This is a genomic window from Pseudomonas sp. LBUM1656, from assembly GCF_059716065.1.
In genome coordinates this window covers 3,535,791-3,554,166 of record NZ_CP166800.1, presented here as the reverse complement: position 1 = coordinate 3,554,166, position 18,376 = coordinate 3,535,791, and the positions used below count along the sequence as shown (strand labels likewise).

Annotated in this window: 14 protein-coding genes; 4 read left to right on the top strand and 10 right to left on the bottom strand. The window is 58.9% G+C overall.

The window, feature by feature from the left end; all coding sequences use genetic code 11:
- Positions 1 to 257 precede the first annotated feature (257 nt).
- Complete coding sequence (locus ACA072_RS15965) at positions 258 to 1,754, top strand: PAS domain S-box protein (protein ID WP_497618891.1); 1,497 nt, start codon at positions 258 to 260, stop codon at positions 1,752 to 1,754.
- Between the two features lie 195 nt (positions 1,755 to 1,949).
- Entirely contained in the window at positions 1,950 to 2,204 is a 255-nt protein-coding gene (locus tag ACA072_RS15960; protein WP_497618889.1) for a DUF1652 domain-containing protein, read from the top strand.
- A 463-nt stretch (positions 2,205 to 2,667) separates the two neighbouring features.
- On the opposite strand, the gene ACA072_RS15955 is transcribed toward ACA072_RS15960, so the two are convergent.
- Positions 2,668 to 3,783, bottom strand: a complete 1,116-nt coding sequence (locus tag ACA072_RS15955) for a Gfo/Idh/MocA family protein (RefSeq protein WP_497618887.1) — start codon at positions 3,781 to 3,783, stop codon at positions 2,668 to 2,670.
- Positions 3,784 to 4,098: 315 nt separating this feature from the next.
- On the opposite strand from ACA072_RS15955, the gene ACA072_RS15950 reads away from it, so the two are divergent.
- Together ACA072_RS15950 and ACA072_RS15945 are read left to right on the top strand one after the other, a co-directional pair.
- Positions 4,099 to 4,512: a hypothetical protein gene (locus tag ACA072_RS15950; protein ID WP_497618885.1), complete on the top strand. Its 414-nt coding sequence runs from the start codon at positions 4,099 to 4,101 to the stop codon at positions 4,510 to 4,512.
- Positions 4,512 to 5,108: a hypothetical protein gene (locus ACA072_RS15945; RefSeq protein WP_497618883.1), complete on the top strand. Its 597-nt coding sequence runs from the start codon at positions 4,512 to 4,514 to the stop codon at positions 5,106 to 5,108. Before ACA072_RS15950 ends, ACA072_RS15945 begins: the two co-directional genes overlap by 1 nt.
- A gap of 101 nt (positions 5,109 to 5,209) precedes the next feature.
- Here the strand turns inward: ACA072_RS15945 and ACA072_RS15940 are convergent, their stop codons facing one another.
- The 9 genes from ACA072_RS15940 to ACA072_RS15900 all read right to left on the bottom strand — a co-directional run bounded on the left by ACA072_RS15940 (position 5,210) and on the right by ACA072_RS15900 (position 18,147).
- Positions 5,210 to 5,977, bottom strand: coding sequence for an SDR family oxidoreductase (locus ACA072_RS15940; RefSeq protein ID WP_109630332.1), 768 nt, complete (start codon positions 5,975 to 5,977; stop codon positions 5,210 to 5,212).
- A 57-nt stretch (positions 5,978 to 6,034) separates the two neighbouring features.
- The gene (locus tag ACA072_RS15935; RefSeq protein WP_497618881.1) at positions 6,035 to 7,102 is read right to left on the bottom strand and encodes a phosphotransferase family protein; all 1,068 of its coding nucleotides are present in this window, start codon (positions 7,100 to 7,102) and stop codon (positions 6,035 to 6,037) included.
- A gap of 202 nt (positions 7,103 to 7,304) precedes the next feature.
- Positions 7,305 to 8,270 carry a 2-hydroxyacid dehydrogenase gene (locus ACA072_RS15930; protein ID WP_497618879.1) on the bottom strand — a complete coding sequence of 322 codons (966 nt, stop codon included), beginning with the start codon at positions 8,268 to 8,270 and terminating at the stop codon, positions 7,305 to 7,307.
- Positions 8,271 to 8,371: 101 nt separating this feature from the next.
- Positions 8,372 to 8,968, bottom strand: a complete 597-nt coding sequence (locus ACA072_RS15925; protein ID WP_497618877.1) for a TetR/AcrR family transcriptional regulator — start codon at positions 8,966 to 8,968, stop codon at positions 8,372 to 8,374.
- Positions 8,969 to 9,066: 98 nt separating this feature from the next.
- Positions 9,067 to 9,450, bottom strand: a complete 384-nt coding sequence (locus tag ACA072_RS15920) for a tautomerase family protein (RefSeq protein WP_497618875.1) — start codon at positions 9,448 to 9,450, stop codon at positions 9,067 to 9,069.
- A 769-nt stretch (positions 9,451 to 10,219) separates the two neighbouring features.
- A complete protein-coding gene (locus ACA072_RS15915; protein ID WP_497618873.1) occupies positions 10,220 to 13,315 on the bottom strand; it encodes an Ig-like domain-containing protein in 3,096 nt (1,031 codons plus the stop codon).
- Between the two features lie 418 nt (positions 13,316 to 13,733).
- On the bottom strand, positions 13,734 to 15,062 hold the full coding sequence (locus ACA072_RS15910) for a TolC family outer membrane protein (protein ID WP_497618871.1): 1,329 nt from the start codon (positions 15,060 to 15,062) through the stop codon (positions 13,734 to 13,736).
- Between the two features lies 1 nt (position 15,063).
- A complete protein-coding gene (locus ACA072_RS15905; protein ID WP_497618869.1) occupies positions 15,064 to 16,404 on the bottom strand; it encodes an HlyD family type I secretion periplasmic adaptor subunit in 1,341 nt (446 codons plus the stop codon).
- A 6-nt stretch (positions 16,405 to 16,410) separates the two neighbouring features.
- Positions 16,411 to 18,147, bottom strand: a complete 1,737-nt coding sequence (locus ACA072_RS15900; protein ID WP_497618868.1) for a type I secretion system permease/ATPase — start codon at positions 18,145 to 18,147, stop codon at positions 16,411 to 16,413.
- Between the last annotated feature and the right edge of the window lie 229 nt (positions 18,148 to 18,376).

Here is an 18,376-nt window from a genome sequence, read left to right as displayed (position 1 = left end):
CACACCGTTCGTAGCAGCTGTCGAGCCTGCGAGGCTGCGTTCGGCGACGCAGTCGTCGTAAATCCTGAATGCTGGATCCCCCTGATACACCGCAGTGCCGGATCCAGCGACGACTTCGTCGCCGAACGCAGCCTCGCAGGCTCGACAGCTGCTACACGTGCCCTGCGGCTGCACCTGCTTCGCACTATCCCAGTCCCCCGCGGTCGTAATCTTCACTGGGCGGCGCGTTACTGCGCCGCTGCACCCGTGGAGATGCAATGAGCCAGGACGTCCTGACCACCGAAACCAATCGCCGTCAGTTGCAGCAGATCATCGCCGGCTTGTCCGACGGGGTGATTCTGCTGGAGCTCGACCAAACCATTCTGTGGGCCAATGAAGCCGCGCTGGCCATGCACGGCGTCAGTGGGATCGGCGAACTGGGCGTCAATGCCAAGGAGTACGCCAAACGCTTTGCCTTGCGCTATCGCAATAATCACCCGGTCGCGCCGGAAAACTACCCGCTCAGTCGCGTCGCCAAGGGTGAGACGTTCGCCGATGTGCTGGTTGAGGTGACACCGACCGGCGACGAAGAACGCACCTGGGTGCACAACGTGCGCAGCATGGTGCTGACCGACAGCGCTGGCGAGCCGGAGTCGCTGGTGTTGATCATGGACGACGTCTCGGAGTGGGCCAGCGCCGAGCAGCGATTCGAGAAGACCTTCAACGCCAATCCCGCGCCGGCGGTGATCTGTCGCCTCAGCGATTTGCGTTACATTAAGGTCAATGCGGGCTTCCTGGAAATGACCGGCTATGCCCGCGACCAGGTGATCGGTGCTTCTACCTATGAGCTGGACATTCTCGACGGGGCTGAAAACAAAGACCTGGCCATCGAGCGTCTACGCGATCACACCACGATCCCTCAGATGCAGGCCGAGTTAAAACTGCCTGAAGGCGGCAGCAAACAGGTGATCGTTGCCGGGCAACCGCTGGAGTTCAACGAGGAAGACTGCATGCTGTTTTCCTTCGTCGACATGGAGCCGCGGCACAAGGCCGAGGTGGCGCTGCGCCAGAGCGAGGAGCGGTTTGCCAAGGCGTTTCGCCTGACGCCAGTGCCGACATTGGTCTGCGATGCGCAGGATCAGGTGGTCATCGACGTCAATGAAGCCTTTTTGGATACCCTCGCTTATCCCAGTGAAGAAGTGCTCGGCAAAACCGTCGCCGAGCTCGACTTTATCGATGACAAGGGTGCGCGAACCCGGCTGTTTGCAGCACTGGAGAAGGCCGGAAGCCTGGATCGGGTCGATGTCAGAATCCGCAGGAAAGACTCGACCTTGATCGACTGCACGGTGTCGGCCGACACCGTGAACATTCAGGACAAGCCTTGCTACCTGCTGGTGTTGATGAACATCACCGAACGCAAACGCACCGAGCTGGAGCTGGTCGCGGCGATCGAGGAAGTGATGAAAGACGCCTCCTGGTTCACCCGCACGCTGATCGAAAAACTCGCCAACGTGAAGAACATCAACTCGCCGCAATTGCCCAGCGTGTCCTTCACCGACCTGACCGCCCGCGAGCGCGATGTGCTTGGCCTGATCTGTGAAGGCCTCGCGGACAAGGAGATCGCAGCGCGCCTGAAACTGGCCCCCAACACGGTGCGCAACCATGTGTCGACGGTGTATTCCAAGCTGGATGTGCACAGTCGCAGCGAAGCGATTGTGTGGGCGCGGGAACGCGGTCTGTTCTCCAGCGAGTGGCGGCCGAAAGGTCAGCGTTAAGGTGCAAATGCACTAGGCCGGGCAGTGCAAATGGATGTTCTGGCGGGCCGCGGCAGTTCCTAATCTGTAAGGGTGCGAAACGGGCTTTTGGTCGGTATCGCGTCCTCTACGAAACAGCTTAAGGAACAGTCGCATGCTCGGCCAATTCAACAGGTTTTCAGTCGACGGGGTCAGCCGGCCCATGGGTGAATCGCAATGATTTATCTGGCGCAACTGCGTGCGCAACTGGAACAGCACTTTTCCCCCCTGGCGTGTGATTGCAGCGTGTCGGGAGACAACTCGGTGACGGTGAAGCTGTACCACCCGGTGTCAGGGCAAGTGGATCTGGTGGTCAGTGGCCTGAGTGTCACTCACCTCAGAACCCCGGAAGCGGTCACATCGTTGATTGAGGAGCTGCGTTACGAGCTCGAGAGCAACAGTTTGCATCAGAGGCAGGACTCGTATTCGTAGGAGCTGTCGTTTTTCAGGATTGGAAAGGGGCTAAGTGCTTCATTTGCTGGCATTGGCGGCTGGCTAGGCTATAAGAAATGCGAGGGTATTATTTTCTGTGATCATTCCGCGGCTTCGCGGTAAGGGTGTCGGGTCGCGGAAAGTGTCGATTACTTACCGCGGGACAGCCTATGAACAGTCTTGGGAAACGTGCTTTTTCGCCTCTGTCGCTCGCCTTCTGCGTAGCGATTCTCAGCGGTTGCGCCAGTCCGCCACCTCCGCCGCCTGCCGCTCCACCTCCAGTTCCTCAACGCACTTGCGAAACCTCTGAACAAACCGAAGTGATGGGCGACGCCAGAGTGACCGAAGAAGTGACCCGGGAGACGACGCTGACCCGTTGCGTTACGCAGTAAGCCGTCGTCGAGTCGAGTGGCGCAGTGACCCGGCACCATCACGGGTGCCGGGAGCCGTGGGCTTCTGAACCTCAGACCTCCTCGATCCTGACCCAGCGTGACTCGTTTGCCGCCAACCGGATGGCTGTCGCCAGACGCTCGACTTCCCACGCTTGCTCAAAGTCAGTGCCCCCCTGTGAAAGGCCGGCCAGCGCCATAACGAGGTCGTGCACTTCCAGTGTCTTGAGTTCGTTGTACCCCAACTGATGACCCGCCGCCGGGCTGAACGCGGCGTAACCTGGCAGGTTCGGCCCAGCGAGCAAACGCTGGAAACCGTCCTGACCGACGCGATAAAACCGCAGCTCGTTCAGGCGTTCCTGATCGAACGCCAGGGTGCCTTGCGTGCCGCTGATCTCGAAGCTCAGGTGATTCTTGTAGCCATGCTTGAGCCAACTGCTGCTGAGCGTACCGCGCGCGCCATTGGCGAACCGCAGCAGCGCGTGGACCTGATCGTCGACGACAATGGGCCGTTGCTCCTGACTGCCCGCCGTCGCAGGGCGTTGCTGGTGCACGGTCTGGGTGTCGGCGCACACGGATTCGACATCGCCCACCAGATAGCGCGCCATCGCCAGCAAATGACTGCCCAGGTCCGCCAGCGCGCCGCCCGCGTGATCGGCATCGCAACGCCACGACCACGGTGAAGCGGGATCGGCCATGAAGTCTTCGCTGAACTCACCCTGAAAACTGACGATCTGCCCCAGCTCGCCGCTGTCGATCAGCTCCCGGGCCAGCCCGATCATCGGGTTGTGCTGATAGTTGTATCCCACTCGCGTCACCACGCCTGCGGCTTTCGCGGCCAAACGCATGGCGTTGGCTTGCTGCAGGTTCACCGCCAAAGGCTTCTCGCAATACACCGGTTTGCCAGCGGCGAGGGCGGCCATGGCCATGGGGTAGTGGAGGTGATTGGGGGTGGTAATGGCGATCAGATTGACCTTCGGGTCATCGATCAGCTGTTGCCAGTCGCTGTGCGCGGTTTCAAAACCCCAGGCATCGGCGCAGTGCCGGGCGCGGTTTGGATCGGCGTCGGCGAGGGCCGCAAGTTTGAGCTTCAGGGGCAGTTCGAACACCGCGCTGACGTTGCGAAAGGCCAGGGCGTGGGCGCGGCCCATGAAACCTGTGCCGATGAGTCCGATACCGAGTTCGCGCATGATGAAAGGCCTTTTGATTTTTGTTTTTCAGAAGGCACTTTATGGAATAAATATTCTGTTAATGCAATATGCGGAATAAATATTCATTTCATCAAGGCTGGCGAGGCAGCGAGATGGCTACAGCGCGATGTGCCATTGCCTACAACTACGTAGGAATTCACTGGCTTGTGCCCCCTGTGATGGGCCTATATTGTTTTCTGGCGAGCAGATCAATGACAAAACGCGGGCTTAGATGACGGGGAATACGCTGCGGACTATATTGGCCATTAACTAAACAGATTTGAGCAATGCAACGATGCTCAAATAGAGGTGGCCATGTCGAAGGATCTCGAAAAAAAAACCTGCCTTTTCGTTGAGGGTGATCGTCACGAGGCTAAGGCTGTGCGTGATTCTGCCGGATTTCAGAACGGAGGAATCATCCGGCTATCAAGCGGCAAAATCGTTAGCGGTCGTGCCGGTACGTCCAAAATAAACCCCGATAAGGCATATGGGCTTATCGCTGCAGCAGTTGCAAAAAGTGGATCAGGAGTGAAGCTCGGTATGGATAGTGAAGGACTTAAAACATCGGCTGAGGCTGGCTGGATCATGGTTGGTTCAAACGGAACCAAGATATCAGCCGCTTCATGCGCCTCGATGCGAATTGATGAATATGCAACTGAGATGCTTAAGGATCCGAACAAGGTTCGGGAGTTTTTCGAGCGCGTGAATGGGAAAGCCAAGGCTCACTGATGTATTGCATTTCTCCTTCCTTTGTTCTTGGTTTTCATGGGTGTGAGCGAGACATCGGCGAGCGTGTCCTGGCCGGCGAAGCGACGCTTCTAGATAGCACCAATGATTATGATTGGCTTGGTCGCGGCGCCTACTTTTGGGAAAACAACCCGCAACGCGCACTCAGTTTTGCGACAAACGCACAAAAGCGGCGTTCAATCAAGACTCCGTTCGTGATTGGCGCTGTGATTGACTTGGGCCGTTGCCTGGATTTCACGACCGAGAGTGCATTACGTGAAATCCGTCAGACCTACCTCTGGCTTGAAGCTGCCTCAAAAGAAGAGGGCGGCCAGCCTCTGCAGAAAAATAAGCCCTATCTGCGTCGCCTGGATTGTCAGGTCATTGATGCGTTGCATACTTTTCGGGAGCTTACGGAAGCGCCAGCGTACGATTCTGTTCGTTCACCCTTTTGGGAGGGGGAATGTCTTTATCCCGGGACGGATTTTATGCATGAAACGCATGTACAGTTGGCGATCCGCAATGTGAAGAGTATCAAGGGCTATTTCAGGGTTTTGGATTTGACTGGAAAGCCAGTTGAGTTCGTGCGTGATCAGTAGTCCCTGTAACTGGCCCTAAATTGATCCGCGGGACGCTTAGTGTTGGTGTGAACAAAAAAGGCAGCCCCAGGGCTGCCTTTCGTTCATCCGGAGAAATCAAATCAGGACAAGAACCCGCCATCCACGTTCAACGAAACCCCAGTGGTATAACTCGACGCATCGCTCGCGAGATACAGCACCGCCCCCGCCATTTCACTCGGATCAGCCACACGCTTGAGCGGAATCTGCTGCAATGCGGTGTTCAGGATCGCCTCGTTTTTTACCAGTGCCGACGCAAACTTGGTGTCGGTCAGGCCAGGCAACAGGGCGTTGCAACGGATGCCGAATTGCGCGCATTCCTTGGCGAACACCTTGGTCATGTTGATCACGGCAGCCTTGGTCACCGAGTAGATGCCCTGGAAAATGCCCGGCGAGATGCCATTGATCGACGCGACGTTGATGATGCTGCCGCCGCCGTTTTCGCGCATCAGTTTGCCGGCTTCCACCGACATGAAGAAGTAGCCGCGGATGTTGACGTCGACGGTTTTCTGGAAAGCGCTTAAGTCGGTGTCCAGCACGTTGCAGAACTGCGGGTTGGTCGCGGCGTTGTTGACCAGGATGTCCAGGCGCCCGAACTGTTCCTTGATGCCGGCGAAGACCTGGCTGATCTGCTCCATTTCACCGATGTGGCAAGCGACAGCGGTGGCTTTGCCGCCGGCGGCGATGATCGCGTCGGCCACGTGTTGGCAACCGTCGAGCTTGCGGCTCGAGACGATGACGTGGGCGCCTTGCTGGGCCAGCAGTTTTGCGATGGCCTCACCAATGCCTCGGCTGGCGCCGGAGACGAAGGCGATCTTACCGTCGAGGTCGAACAACTGAGTCTTGGACATGGGATTCTCTTATAAAAAGTCTTGTTATTGGGGCCATGGGTGCAATCAGCGCTGCGATCAGAGCGTAGATTTCTGGATGACTTGCAGGCTCATCTGCTCCAGCAGTTTGTTCATGTGAATGAATTGCGCAAAGCGTTTGTCCTGGGTCTGACCGTGGAAGAAGCGGTAGTAGATTTGCTGCACGATGCCGGCCAGGCGGAACAGGCCGTAGGTGTAGTAGAAGTCGAAATTGTCGATCTGGATGCCCGAGCGCTCGGCGTAGTAATCGACGAATTCACGGCGGGTCAACATGCCCGGGGCGTGGCTCGGTTGGCGACGCATCAGCTGCACCGGCGCCGGGTCGGCGGCCTCGATCCAGTAGGCAAGGGTGTTGCCGAGGTCCATCAGCGGGTCGCCGAGGGTGGTGAGTTCCCAGTCGAGCACGCCGATGATTTGCATCGGGTTGCTCGGGTCGAGGATCACGTTGTCGAAGCGGTAGTCGTTGTGGACGATGCTGGAAGTCGGGTGATCGGCGGGCATCTTGTCGTTGAGCCAGGCCTTGACCACTTCCCACTTCGGCGCGTCCGGGGTCAGGGCTTTTTCGTAGCGATCGCTCCAGCCTTTGATCTGCCGCGCCACATAACCTTCGGGCTTGCCGAGGTCGCCCAGACCGTAGGCTTCATAGTCGACCCGATGCAGCTCAACGAACTTGTCGATGAAGCTTTTGCACAAGGTCTCGGTTTGCGCCGAGTCCAGGCCCAGTTCCGGCGGTAGTTCGGAGCGCAGGATGATCCCGTTGACCCGTTCCATCACATAGAACTCGGCACCGATCACCGACTCGTCGGTGCAGTGCACATAGGCTTTGGGGCAATACGGAAAACCGTCGCGCAGCTGATTGAGGATGCGAAATTCGCGGCCCATGTCGTGCGCGGACTTGGCTTTGTGGCCAAACGGCGGCCGACGCAGGACAAATTCCTGCTCCGGGTATTCCAGCAGGTAGGTCAGGTTCGACGCACCGCCGGGAAACTGGCTGATCACAGGCAAGCCACTCAAACCCGGAATGTGGGCCTTGAGGTATGGATCGATCAGGCTGGCATCGAGTTCTTCGCCGGTACGGATACGGGTGGACTGGTCAGTAAGCGCCATGCTTATCCCTTCTGCTTATTTTGGAGGCCAGACATCATTGGCTAATCTAATGGTGCGCCGGGGTAGCCACAAGCGTGGCACGGTCTTATAGGTTAGCGTGTTGCTGGATAATCAGCGTTCCTGATGTGCGGGAACAGGCGCGGGGGCAGGGCTCTGGGGGCGAACAGCGCCCCGGCTCTGGACGCTGTCGGGCATCCTTTAGTCAGCGAACGAGAACGGCGGTGACCGGTGCGGGTAATTCAATGGGGGTCAACACCGGTTGACCGGAAAAGAATGCCACCAGGTTTTTCCCCACCAGCTCAACGGTGCCTTGGGTCGCCTCCGGGGACAATCCCGCGACATGCGGCGTCAGGATCACGTTGGTCAGCGCCTTGAGTGTCTCCGGCACGTGGGGCTCTGCATCGAACACATCCAGTGCGGCACCGGCAATGCGTCGCTGTTCAAGCGCGCTGACCAGGTCTGCCGTGGCGATCACCGAGGCTCGGGCAATGTTCACGACAAAGCCGTTGGGCCCCAAGGCGTCGAGGACTTGTTTGTTGATCAGGTGTTTGGTGCCCAGGCCGCCAGGCGTGGCGATGACCAGAAAGTCCGATGCGCGTGCCAGTTCGGTCGGCGTCGAGCAGAAGGCATAAGGGACGTCACTGCGATGCTGGCGGTTGTGGTAGCTCACGGTCATGTCGAAGCCGGCGGCGCGTTTGGCGATGGCCATGCCGACGGCGCCGAGGCCGAGAATCCCCAGGCGCTTGCCGGCCAGGGAAGGGCGCATGATCTTCGGCCATTCGCCGCGGCGTACGGCGGCATCGCAACGGGGAATGTCGCGCACCAGCGCCAGCAACATGGCCATGGCATGGTCGGCGACTGACGAGGCATTGACCCCGGCGCCATTGGTGACGGTGAGGTCGCGGTTGGCGGCGGCTTGCAGGTCGACGTGCTCGTAACCGGCACCAATCACACAGATGATCTTGAGGTTGGGCAGGGCGGCGATTTCATCGGCGTACAAACCCAGCGGGCCGCGGGTCAGCACCGCATCGATCTGAGCGCCATGTCGTGCGATGGCGTCGGCGCGCTCGGCCGGCGTCGGGGCCAGAATCAGGTGAAAGCCCTGATGTTCGAGAATCGGCAAGTAATCATTGATGGTTTCAACCAGTACCAGAACGGTTGCAGGCATGCTGGGCTCCTGTGGGTATTGAATGTCGGATCTCGAATGTTGCTTCAGATTGCTGATTCCAGAGGAGTTTAGCAACGCACGGGGATTGCACACGCCGTTGATCAGACTGATTTACCTTCAGAGGTCAGAAAATTACGGGCGGCGTCGAGAATCTCGTCGGACAAGCCGTCGCCGTGTGTGGCACGCGACAGCGTCAGCGCACCGACCATCAATGAATAATCCACCAAGGCTTGCTGGCGATTGGCTTCGGGATGGTCCGCACCCATCAAGGGCGTAAGCATCTGCAGCAAGGCTTCCAGGCCTTGGGTGTAAGTCTGGTGCAGACCGCTTTTGGCGGTTTCGTGGCACATGTCACCGGCGAACGCTGTGACCGGGCAGCTTTCGCCCGGGTTGTCGCGATTGGCCGCTGACAGGTAGGGCGCGATGATGCTGGTGCGGGCCGAGACGTTGTCGTCGCTGGCGGCGATTTTCTGCTTCCAGCGTTCCATCGACTGCGTGAACGCCCGGGTGCAAGCCTCTTTCGCCAGCGCTTCCCTTGACTCGAAGTGACCATAGAACCCTCCATGGGTCAGGCCGGCCGCGCCCATCACATCGACGACGCTGATCCCGTGCAGGCCGCGCTCGCGAAACAGCCGTGTGGCGGCTTCGACGATGATCTCGCGGTTGAGGTCAGCTTGTTTGCGGGAGACTCGGGGCATGGCGGCTCACAAGTAGGGAAGGTGGATAGATGACGGGCATCATAGCGAACGGTTGATCGCGCGTCATGCCGTCACTTTCGCCACTGCTGTTGGACCGCTCATAGCGCGTATTGAGCGATGCCGTTGCCAAACGACCAGTTCTCTTTCTTCACTTCCACCAGATTGATGAAGACGTCTTCCAGCCGCACCGCCAGTTCCTTGTGAAGGCTCTCGGCGATGGTTTTATAGAGGAGCTTTTTCTGCTCGATGGTTCGGCCTTCGCTCAGGGTGATCTGAATCACTACCAGGCTGTCGGTGCGACTGATGCCCAGGTAGCCGGGATCAAAGATGAAATGCTGCTCATCGTGTTCGGCAAGGATCTGGAAATTATCGTTTTCCGGCACGCCAATCGAGCTGTGCATGGCAGCATAAATCAACTGCCCGACACGTTTGGCGAAAGCGGGGTCTTGATGCTTTTTGATGTCGATGCGAACGAGTGGCATGAGAGGGCTCCTTAATCAGGGCTGCCGATCAGCAGTCAGGGTTGAAAGTACCTGACGCTTTTCCTTTATCAAAAAGATTTTTTGAGACCATCGTCTTCCAATATATATAGGCATGTTGGAGTGGCGGAAGGTGAGTTATAAAAGTTTCCGTTTATTCTTAATCGAATAACAATCCGATGAGGTTCCAGCCTACCCCTATAGTAAAAATGAGAAGAATGAGTATTGATGTAAGCGTTATCGACTCATGGGGCATGACGGAAACTCCCTGAAATAGCAAAGTACTATGAGCGGCGAACTTCGGCGTGGGTGTTTCATTATCTGTTGAATGCAGATGCCTTGGAAATGCCGCTTACCCGGTCTCTTCATTAATGTCCTAATTAAGAATCAGCAAACTCTATGCCACACTTATAGAGCCTGAAGCCTTGCCGGTTTAACCTGTTTATGGGGCTCTTTCGATCTAGGGTTGGGGTAAATAAAGCCCGTTTTTGGGGGTGTTTCCTCTGGAATGGGGAGGCATGTTCAAGTTGGTTCTGGAGGAGGCGTTAGGCGAATATCAGCCGGTTGGGCGATGCCCTGTAGCAACTGGATGAGTGAATATTTTAGGAGGCTTTGGACAGCATGTTGCCGATCGCGTTTGGATGAAAATCGATAGCTGCCCATGAAAGGCAGCTATCGACCCGTTGAGATTTTCCGCCCAGGAACACAACCTGCCACGCTGCAAGCAGCCCTTCAGGCAATTCCTGAACAGGGCTGCGGCGTAGCGGTCATGTCAGCGTATTACCGGCGGCGAGACCGCCACGGTCACTGTCGCCGGTGTCGATAACGCGCCCTTGGTATCGCTGGCTTGATAGGTAAAGCTGGCGACGAACGACGCTGCGATTGTGGACGGTGGCGTGTAGATCACACGTACGCCGTCGGTGCTGACCGCGGCCGTGCCCTTGCCGGCACTCGGTTGCGTTAACCCCACTATTTTAAGTGGCACATGACCGTCTGGATCGGAGTCGTTGGCCAGGACATTGATGGTCAGCGGTTTGCCGTCTCTGCTGCTGGCGCTGTCGGGTTTGGCGACCGGTTTTTTGTTTTCGCCTTCGCCGGTGCGGAAGGTCGGCAGCGCCGCGGAGTTCACATAGGTGACGCCGTCCCAGCCGGGCAGGGGCGTTGGCATCAACTGGAACTGGCCGGGCCTCTCGATGTCCCAGCGCAGCAGCATCGAAGTGTCCTCATGCTGGGTGTTGTGGCAGTGCTCCATGTAGGTCCCGGCGAACTCGCGGAAGCGGACGGCTATTTCCACATCCACCGAACTGTCGATGCCCTCGCCAATGCGATAGACGTCCTTGCGCGCTCCTTTTTCCCATTCCGGCGGCGCCTTGCCGTCGCGGTTGAGGACGATGCCTTCTTCGAAATGCACGTGCACCGGGTGGCTCCAACCGTTGCCGCCGTTCTTGATTTTCCACACCTCGAGGGTGCCGTCGCCGGAGAACCCGGCATCCGTCGGACCGTTGGCCAGTTGCGGGGCGGCGCTGATTTGCCGTGAGTCCATCTGGTAGCCAAAACCACCGTCGGTCTTGATGGTCCAGGGTTCTTCGTCGGTGCCATCAGAGCGACCGAAGATGAACTCGCGATGCCGCGCCAGTTTGAGTTTGGCCTGCACCGTCGGATCGTCACGGTTGAGGGTCAGCGGAATCATGATTTTGCCCGCTACCTTGCCCGGTTTGGCCGGCTCGTACTCGGCAGGGTTCATGCTCACATCGGTGCCGCTGTAAGGCTGAACCACCATTTGCATGAATTTGCCCACGACCGGGTCGCCGTTGTCCCATTCCAGTCCTTTGCTACCCAGCTTGAGCACCGCTTTGTACTTTCCGGACAGTACATCGGCCAGGCTCACCGGTTCTATCTCCGGTCCCCTGCCGCCCTCGTGCACCATAAGGTTGACGAAGTACAGCTTGTCGCCGGTCTTGATCCCGTTTTTCGCGAAGTTGACGATGATGTCGTAACGCTCGGCGATGCCCTGGGCCGGCAGGATAGCGTTGTGGTCCTGCAGGTCGCCGTCGGCGTCGAGGTCCATGCTGCCGTCGAACGGCACGGCGTGTTCCATGAGGTTGCCGTCGTTGCCGATCAAGTGGAACGGCACGCGTGCAAACGACACGCCGGAACCCGCCGGTCCGGGGAATTCGCCGCCGGTGCCGGCGATTTCACGCACCAGCGCGATCCTGAAGTAGCGCGACACCGAGCCGTTGAGGATACGGAAACGATAGCTGCGAGCGCGCACGTTCAGGCGCGGCTGGTACTGCCAGTTGACCAGGATCTGATCGCCGAGGAAGCCGTCGGTGTTGAACGGGTTGAACCACAGCTGGCCGTTCTTATCCCAGGCCTTGTCGGCCACCATGAGGTTGACGTCATAGTCGCGGTTGCCCCAGGGCATGGCCGAACCGCTGGGCAGGCGCAGGTTGACGCCGTCCTCGACCGCCTCGTTGCCACGATCCAGGGCGCTGTAGTAGTTCATCATCACCGCGTTGCCCTTGTAGACGTTCTGCGCGGTGAAATCGAGCATGTGGTCGTGAAACCAGTGAGTGCTCATGGTTTCGCGCCAGTCGCCACGGATCTTGATGGTGCCGTTGTTGCAGGTTTTCAGGCCAGGGGTGGTGTCGTTGACGAACAGGGTTTCGCCCGGGGCGCAGGGGAACGCCGCGCGAGGATCTTCAGCCTTGGTGTTGATGGTGTCGTAGCCGGCCAGTTGCATGGGCCAGCGATAGTCGTAGTACTGCCCCGGAAAGAAAAACGCATTGGTATAGCCGTCGCTTTCGGCCGGGTTGTGGCCGTTGTGTTCGTGGGTGCTGAGGGTGTGCAGGCCGAAACCCATGTTGGCGGCAGGGTCGATCGGCAAGGCGTTGTAGTGACGCATCAGCACCGGTTGGCCGTAGCGCACCATCAGCAGTTTTACCGGAAAGGTGCCGTCGAAGGTCCACAGGGCCTTGTGGTTTTGAATCGGCATTTTGGGGTGAAAACGGGTGTCGATGCCTTTGGTGGTGCCCGTGGTGGTCGGGATGTCCGAGGTCTGGTAGTAGAGCCCGCCAGGCCCGAACTCACCGGCGGCGTAGTTGTGCATTTGTCGGCGGTCGCGCATGCCGCCGTTAAGTTTGGCGCCGACTTGCACGGTTTTGAAGGCGACCTGCGGGTAAAACTCGTTCCAGCGTTGATGGGACCAGCCCTTTCCTGGCGGACGACCTTCGGCTGGAGAACCGACCGGATGGCGGTTGAGGAAGGCTTCAATCTGCGATTTCCAGGGGTTGCGATCCAGCACGTTGGAGTATTGCGACGGAAACGGGTAAAGCCCGGGCTGGCGCATGAAGGCTTCCAGTGCCGCACTCGACGGGCCGCTGCGAGCGATGCTGTTCGGGTCCTGCTGTGGCGCCGGGCCGGCAAGGGGCACAGGGAATGTCAGTGTCGGTGCGGGCAGTGTCGGGTCGAGTTTTTCCGTGCCGAACTCCTCCATCAGCAGCAGTTGCTGGGTGAAGGGTTGCGCCCCGAACAACGGACTGGGTTTGCCGTTGGTGGGGATTTTGAACGAAGTTTGCAGGCTCGGCGGCAGCGCGTTCTCAGCGCGTGGGGTCTTGCGGTCACCGTACGCGCCGTTGGGCAGGGCAATCGCGCCCTGGTTGGTCGGCGGCATTGTTTTCAAGGCCTCCAACGCTGCCGTAGGGTCGGCGGGCGGATTGGTATACGCCGAGGGGTCCGTCGGTGGCGGCTGGCTGACATCGTCGAGCGGCACGGCATTGGCGGTATTGAGAGTAAGGAGCATCGCACAGGGCAGGCTTGACCTGCGCAGCAAGTCGATGGAATTGCATGGTGGTTTTGCGCGTTTCATTTTTCACCCCTCGCGTGATGCCCCGCCGTCTCCATGCTCGGGACGACAGCTAATGCGGGTACAAGGAGTGGAGCAACAATTGAGCCACTACAGCAGCGCGAAGAAAAAGTTCAGTTTTATTGACTGGCGGCTTGGAGTGTGACAAGTGATCGAAAAACAGGGTGGGGGAGATTCCTCAAATACGGTGGAAACTCCCCATTTATGGTGGGTGTAGTGCCCCGTTTGTGGGAATTAAATTACCCGTTTTCGACAGTGAAAAATCAGGCCGTCAACAACTGCGAAGGTGATTTCATCAGCACCAGAGCGTGGAGAGGGTTCAGAGGAGCGGTGATGAGCGGCGGGGTTTGATTAATCAAGGTTACCCAGAAGTGGGGTGCCGGTCGGCCCTCATTTGGCTCAACCGGCCGACAGGCGAACGTCAGTTGGTGACCAGCAGTGCGGGGCCAAGGTAGTTGTTGATCTGGTCGATATCATCGTCGCCCAGACTGCCCACCGAAGAGGCCAGGCGCAGGCGCGACATCAAATAGCGCAACTTGGCCTCGAACAGATCGTGTTGCGCAACGAAGAGCAGCTCTTGGGCGTTGAGGACGTCCGAATTGGTGCTGGTGCCGCCTTCCTTGAAACCCTTGCGAGTTGAAGTCAGTGAGCGTTCGTTGGACTCCACGGCCCGCTCCAACGCATGAATACGTTTGGCGCCGCTGTGTATGCCGGCATACTCGCGGGTGGTTCCGGAGATAACTTCTTGTCGCGTGGCGTCGAGCTCGTCCAGGGCCTTGAAACTATTGGCGCTGGCTTGGCGTGTGAGTGCGCTGGTGCCGCCACCGTTGTACAGCGGGAAATTGACTTCCAGGCCGATTGAACCGTAGCGGTTGCGCTGATTGAGCTCGGAGATTGATTGGCTATCGCCGGCGGTGTAGCCGGCAACGAAATCCAGTGTCGGCCAGTGGCCCGCCTTGGCGCGCTTTACTTCTTCTTCAGCGAGGTTGCTGCTATGGCGGCGCGCATGGATCAGCGGGCTATCGGTTTGAGCCTTGACCAACCAGTCCTGCAGATTACTCGGATGTAGCGGTGGCGTATCGAAGCTTGGACGCAAGGTGGTCAGCGATTCGGGCGTTTCTCCGATGAATTCCTCAAGCTTGCGGCGCGCATTGATCAGGTTGTCCTGAGCTTCGATCAGTTCGGCTTCGGCGAGGTCGCGGCGAGCGACCGATTCGTCGATGTCGGTGACCGTGCCGGCCCCCAGCTCCATGCGCCGTTTCGCCGAGGCGAGTTGCTCATCGAAGGCGCTCAGCTTGGACTTGGCGAGGACGATGGTTTCGCTGGCCAGGAGCACGTCGAAATAGCTTTCGGCCAGGCGTACCGCGGCGTCCTGACTCTTGGCATCGAACACCGCGACGCTGTAGTCGGCACGCTGTTCACCTTGGCGGTACTCGGCCATTTTCTGTTTGTTGAACAGCGGCTGGCGCAAGCGCACATTAGCGCCCTTGGAGTCGTAGTCGAGATCCCTTTCGATGCCGCTCTGGCGCTGGGTGCCATTGACCTTGTTGTCGTAGGCCGAGGCACTGATTTGCGGTAGCAGGCCGGCCTGGCCAATGGCGCGGTTTTCCAGACCGGCCTGTTTTTCATGCACGGCGGCGCGGTAGACAGGGCCTTGGTACTGCAGCAGATCCCAGGCTTGTTTGAGGTCCATGGCGCTGGCCGGGAGGGACAGACCCAGCAGGCAGAAGATCAGGCAATGACGGTCCATTTCATTGCTCCTTGAACGAGCTGTCGACACGCTCGAGCATGGGTTTGAGAAGGTAGCTCATCAAGTTGCGCTCGCCGGTCTTGATGGTGACGCTGGCGGGCATGCCGGGACGAATGTGATTGCTGCCCAGCAGGCTCATGCCATCAGGCGTGACTTCTACCTGAGCCAGGTAGAACGGTTGCTTGCTTTCCTCGTCGAGCAGGCGGTCGGCGGAGACGGTCTTCACGCGGCCAGGGATGTTGGGCGTCTGGGCGTGGTTGAAGGCCGGGAAGGCAATGTCCACGGCCAGGCCGGGGACCATCTTGTCGATGGCCTGTACGGGAATCATCGCGTCGACCTGCAGCGGTTCGTTGTCCGGAACGATTTCCATGATTTTGAAACCGGGCTGAATGATCCCGCCGATGGTCGCAATGCTCAGTGACTGGACCATGCCATCGATGGGCGAGCGAATCACCGTGTGGGTCACTTCATAGTCCAGGGCACGCAAGCGGTCGGCCAGGGTGGTGTTTTCCTTGGCGGTGTCGGTGAGTTGCGATTCGACTTCCTTCTGGTAATCGTGCTGGCGCTGCAGAATGCGCAGCTTGATTTCGGTGGTCTGGCTCCGTATGCGCGCAATGTTATTGAGGTTTTCAGCCTGGCCTGCGGAGAGGTCGGCATTGCTGCGTTCCAGCTCAAGCAACCGGTTGCGCGGCACATAGCCTTCAGCTGCCAGCACGCGAGTGCCTTGCAGTTCCTGATTGAGGAAGTTGATCTGCGAGGCGCGGGCGCCATAGACCTGCTGCAGCCCCTTGAGCTGCACCGCCGACGCCGCGAGGTTTTCCTGCAGGATGCTGATTTCGCCAGCGAGCCCGGCGCGCCGGGTGTCCAGCAAACGTTGTTGCAGATTCATGGCGGCCACCAGACGGTGGTCATTCCCGAAGCGCTTGAGCAAATCGGGGTCGTAATTCACCACGTCGCGGCCGTCGCGTTCCGCTTCCAGGCGGTTTTCCACGGTCTTGCTGACGATGTACTGGGCGCTGACTGCACCCTGTTCGGCAACGGCACGCAGCGAGTCGAGGCGGACCACCTCCTGGCCCTTTTTCACTGCATCGCCTTCGCGTACAAGAATGGCCTCCACGGTGCCGCCGCTCAGATGCTGCACGGCTTTGCGATTGCTGGTGACTTTTACCGTGCCTGTCGCTACCACGCCGGCATCGAGCGGCGCCAGCCAGGACCACAGGAGGAAGCCGCCGAAGCCGGCGAGTACCAGCCAGATGCCCCTGCGCATGGGTTTACCGACGTCCAGATCCACCACGTTTCTGGGGTCGGTGTGAATCATCTCGATGTGTTGGTTCATTTGCATGATCGGTCACTCCCGTGCTTTGACGGAGGCCAGCGGAGTCGACGCGCCTGCAGGCATCACATTGGTCTTGCGCAGCGCTGCGAATACTTCATCACGTGTGCCAAGCATCTGAACGCCGCCGTCGCGCAGCATCAGCACCTTGTCGACGGCGCAGAGCACGTTGGGGCGGTGGGAAATCAGAATAACGGTGGCGCCACGGCCCTTGAGTTGGGCCAGCGCATCGACCAGGGCCTTTTCACCGACGTCGTCGAGGTTGGCGTTCGGCTCATCCAGCACAATCAGATTGGGCTCTCCATACAGCGCGCGGGCCAAGGCGATGCGTTGCTTCTGGCCACCGGAAAGCGGGCTGCCATCGGTGCCCAGACGGGTCTCATAACCCTGCGCAAAACGCAGGATCATCTCGTGCACTCCCGTCGCTCTTGCGGCGCGGATGACCGCGTCGCTGTCCACTTCGCCAAAGCGCGCAATGTTCTCGGCGATGGTGCCCTCGAACAGCTCCACATCCTGCGGCAGGTAACCGAGCCAGGGACCCAGTTCACCCTTGTTCCAGGTGAATATGTCCGCGCCGTCCAGGCGCACCTTGCCGGCCTGAGCCGGCCATACGCCGACCAACAGGCGGGCGAGGGTGGATTTGCCCGAGGCGGATGGACCGATAATGCCAAGGCTTTCGCCGGGTGAAAGGTTGAAGCTCACCCCGCGCAGAATCGTGTTCCCGGTGCCGGGGGCGCCGGCAAACACATTTTCCACCGACAGCATGCCAAGCGGCCGCTGCAGCGACATGCTGGGTGGCCGTCGCGGATAGTCTTCAAGCATCTCGTTGAGCCGGCCCCAGGCCGAACGGCAACCGAGCAGTTGCTTCCACGACGCGATGACTTGTTCCACGGGGGCCAGCGCGCGGCCGGTGAGGATCGAGCAGGCAATCATCATCCCGGGGGTGATCTTGCCTTCGATCGCCAGCAGTGCGCCGGCGCCGAGGATCAGCGACTGCAAAGTGATACGCACGAAGCGCCCGGTGCTGCTGATCAGCGCGGCGCGGTCGGAGGCCAGGGTCTGCATTTCCAGGATGCGCAAATGGCTTTGGTACCAGCGCTTGCCAATCGACGGCAGCATGCCCATCGCTTCGATCACCTCGGCGTTGCGCAGGTTGTTGTTGGCGTAGCAGGCGGAGGAGAGGGCGGCCTGATTGGCTTCGGCCAGCGGCTTCTGCGTCGCCTTTTCCGTGAGATAAGCCAGGAACACCAGAATCAGCGAGCCGATCAGGGTGATCAGTCCGAGCAGCGGGTGGATCAGGTAGGCGACCAGCAGGTACAGCGGCGTCCAGGGCGCATCGAAAAAAGCGAACAGGGCATTGCCGGTAAGGAACTGACGAACTTGCGCGAGATCTTGCAGGGCCTGGGCCGGATTGCCTCCGGCGCGGCTCAGGTTGCGCTCGAACGCAGCCGTGAAGACGCGTCGGTTGAGGTCCATGTCTAGGCAGTTGCCGACTCGGATCAACACGCGGGTGCGGACCAATTCCAGTGTGGACATCAGCAAGAACAGTCCTATCACCAGCACGGTCAACATCGTCAACGTCGTGACGTTGCGACTGACCAAGGCCCGGTCGTAGACCTGCAGCATGTACACGGCTGGCGTCAACATCATGACGTTTATGACGCCACTGAACCCTGCCAGCGAATAAAAACTGCGACGCAGGCGAAAAATCGCGTCGGCCAGTTCAGATCGGGTGCTTGAGAGCTTGTGCATTTGATAGTCCCTCACCGAAAAAGCCGGTTGTGCTTGCGGCAAAACCGCATCAGCAAATGTTGTGGCAAACCATAGATGTAGTTGCGAATACTTCTCGTGAGCACAAGCCGTAGCGCTTTTTGAAAAGTTCCATCAATTTTTATATTCACATGCAGCAGCGTAGGTGGCGTTTGTCTCTCTAGCGATACAGTTTGAAATAACATTTCGCTCTAGTGGTTCATCAGAATCT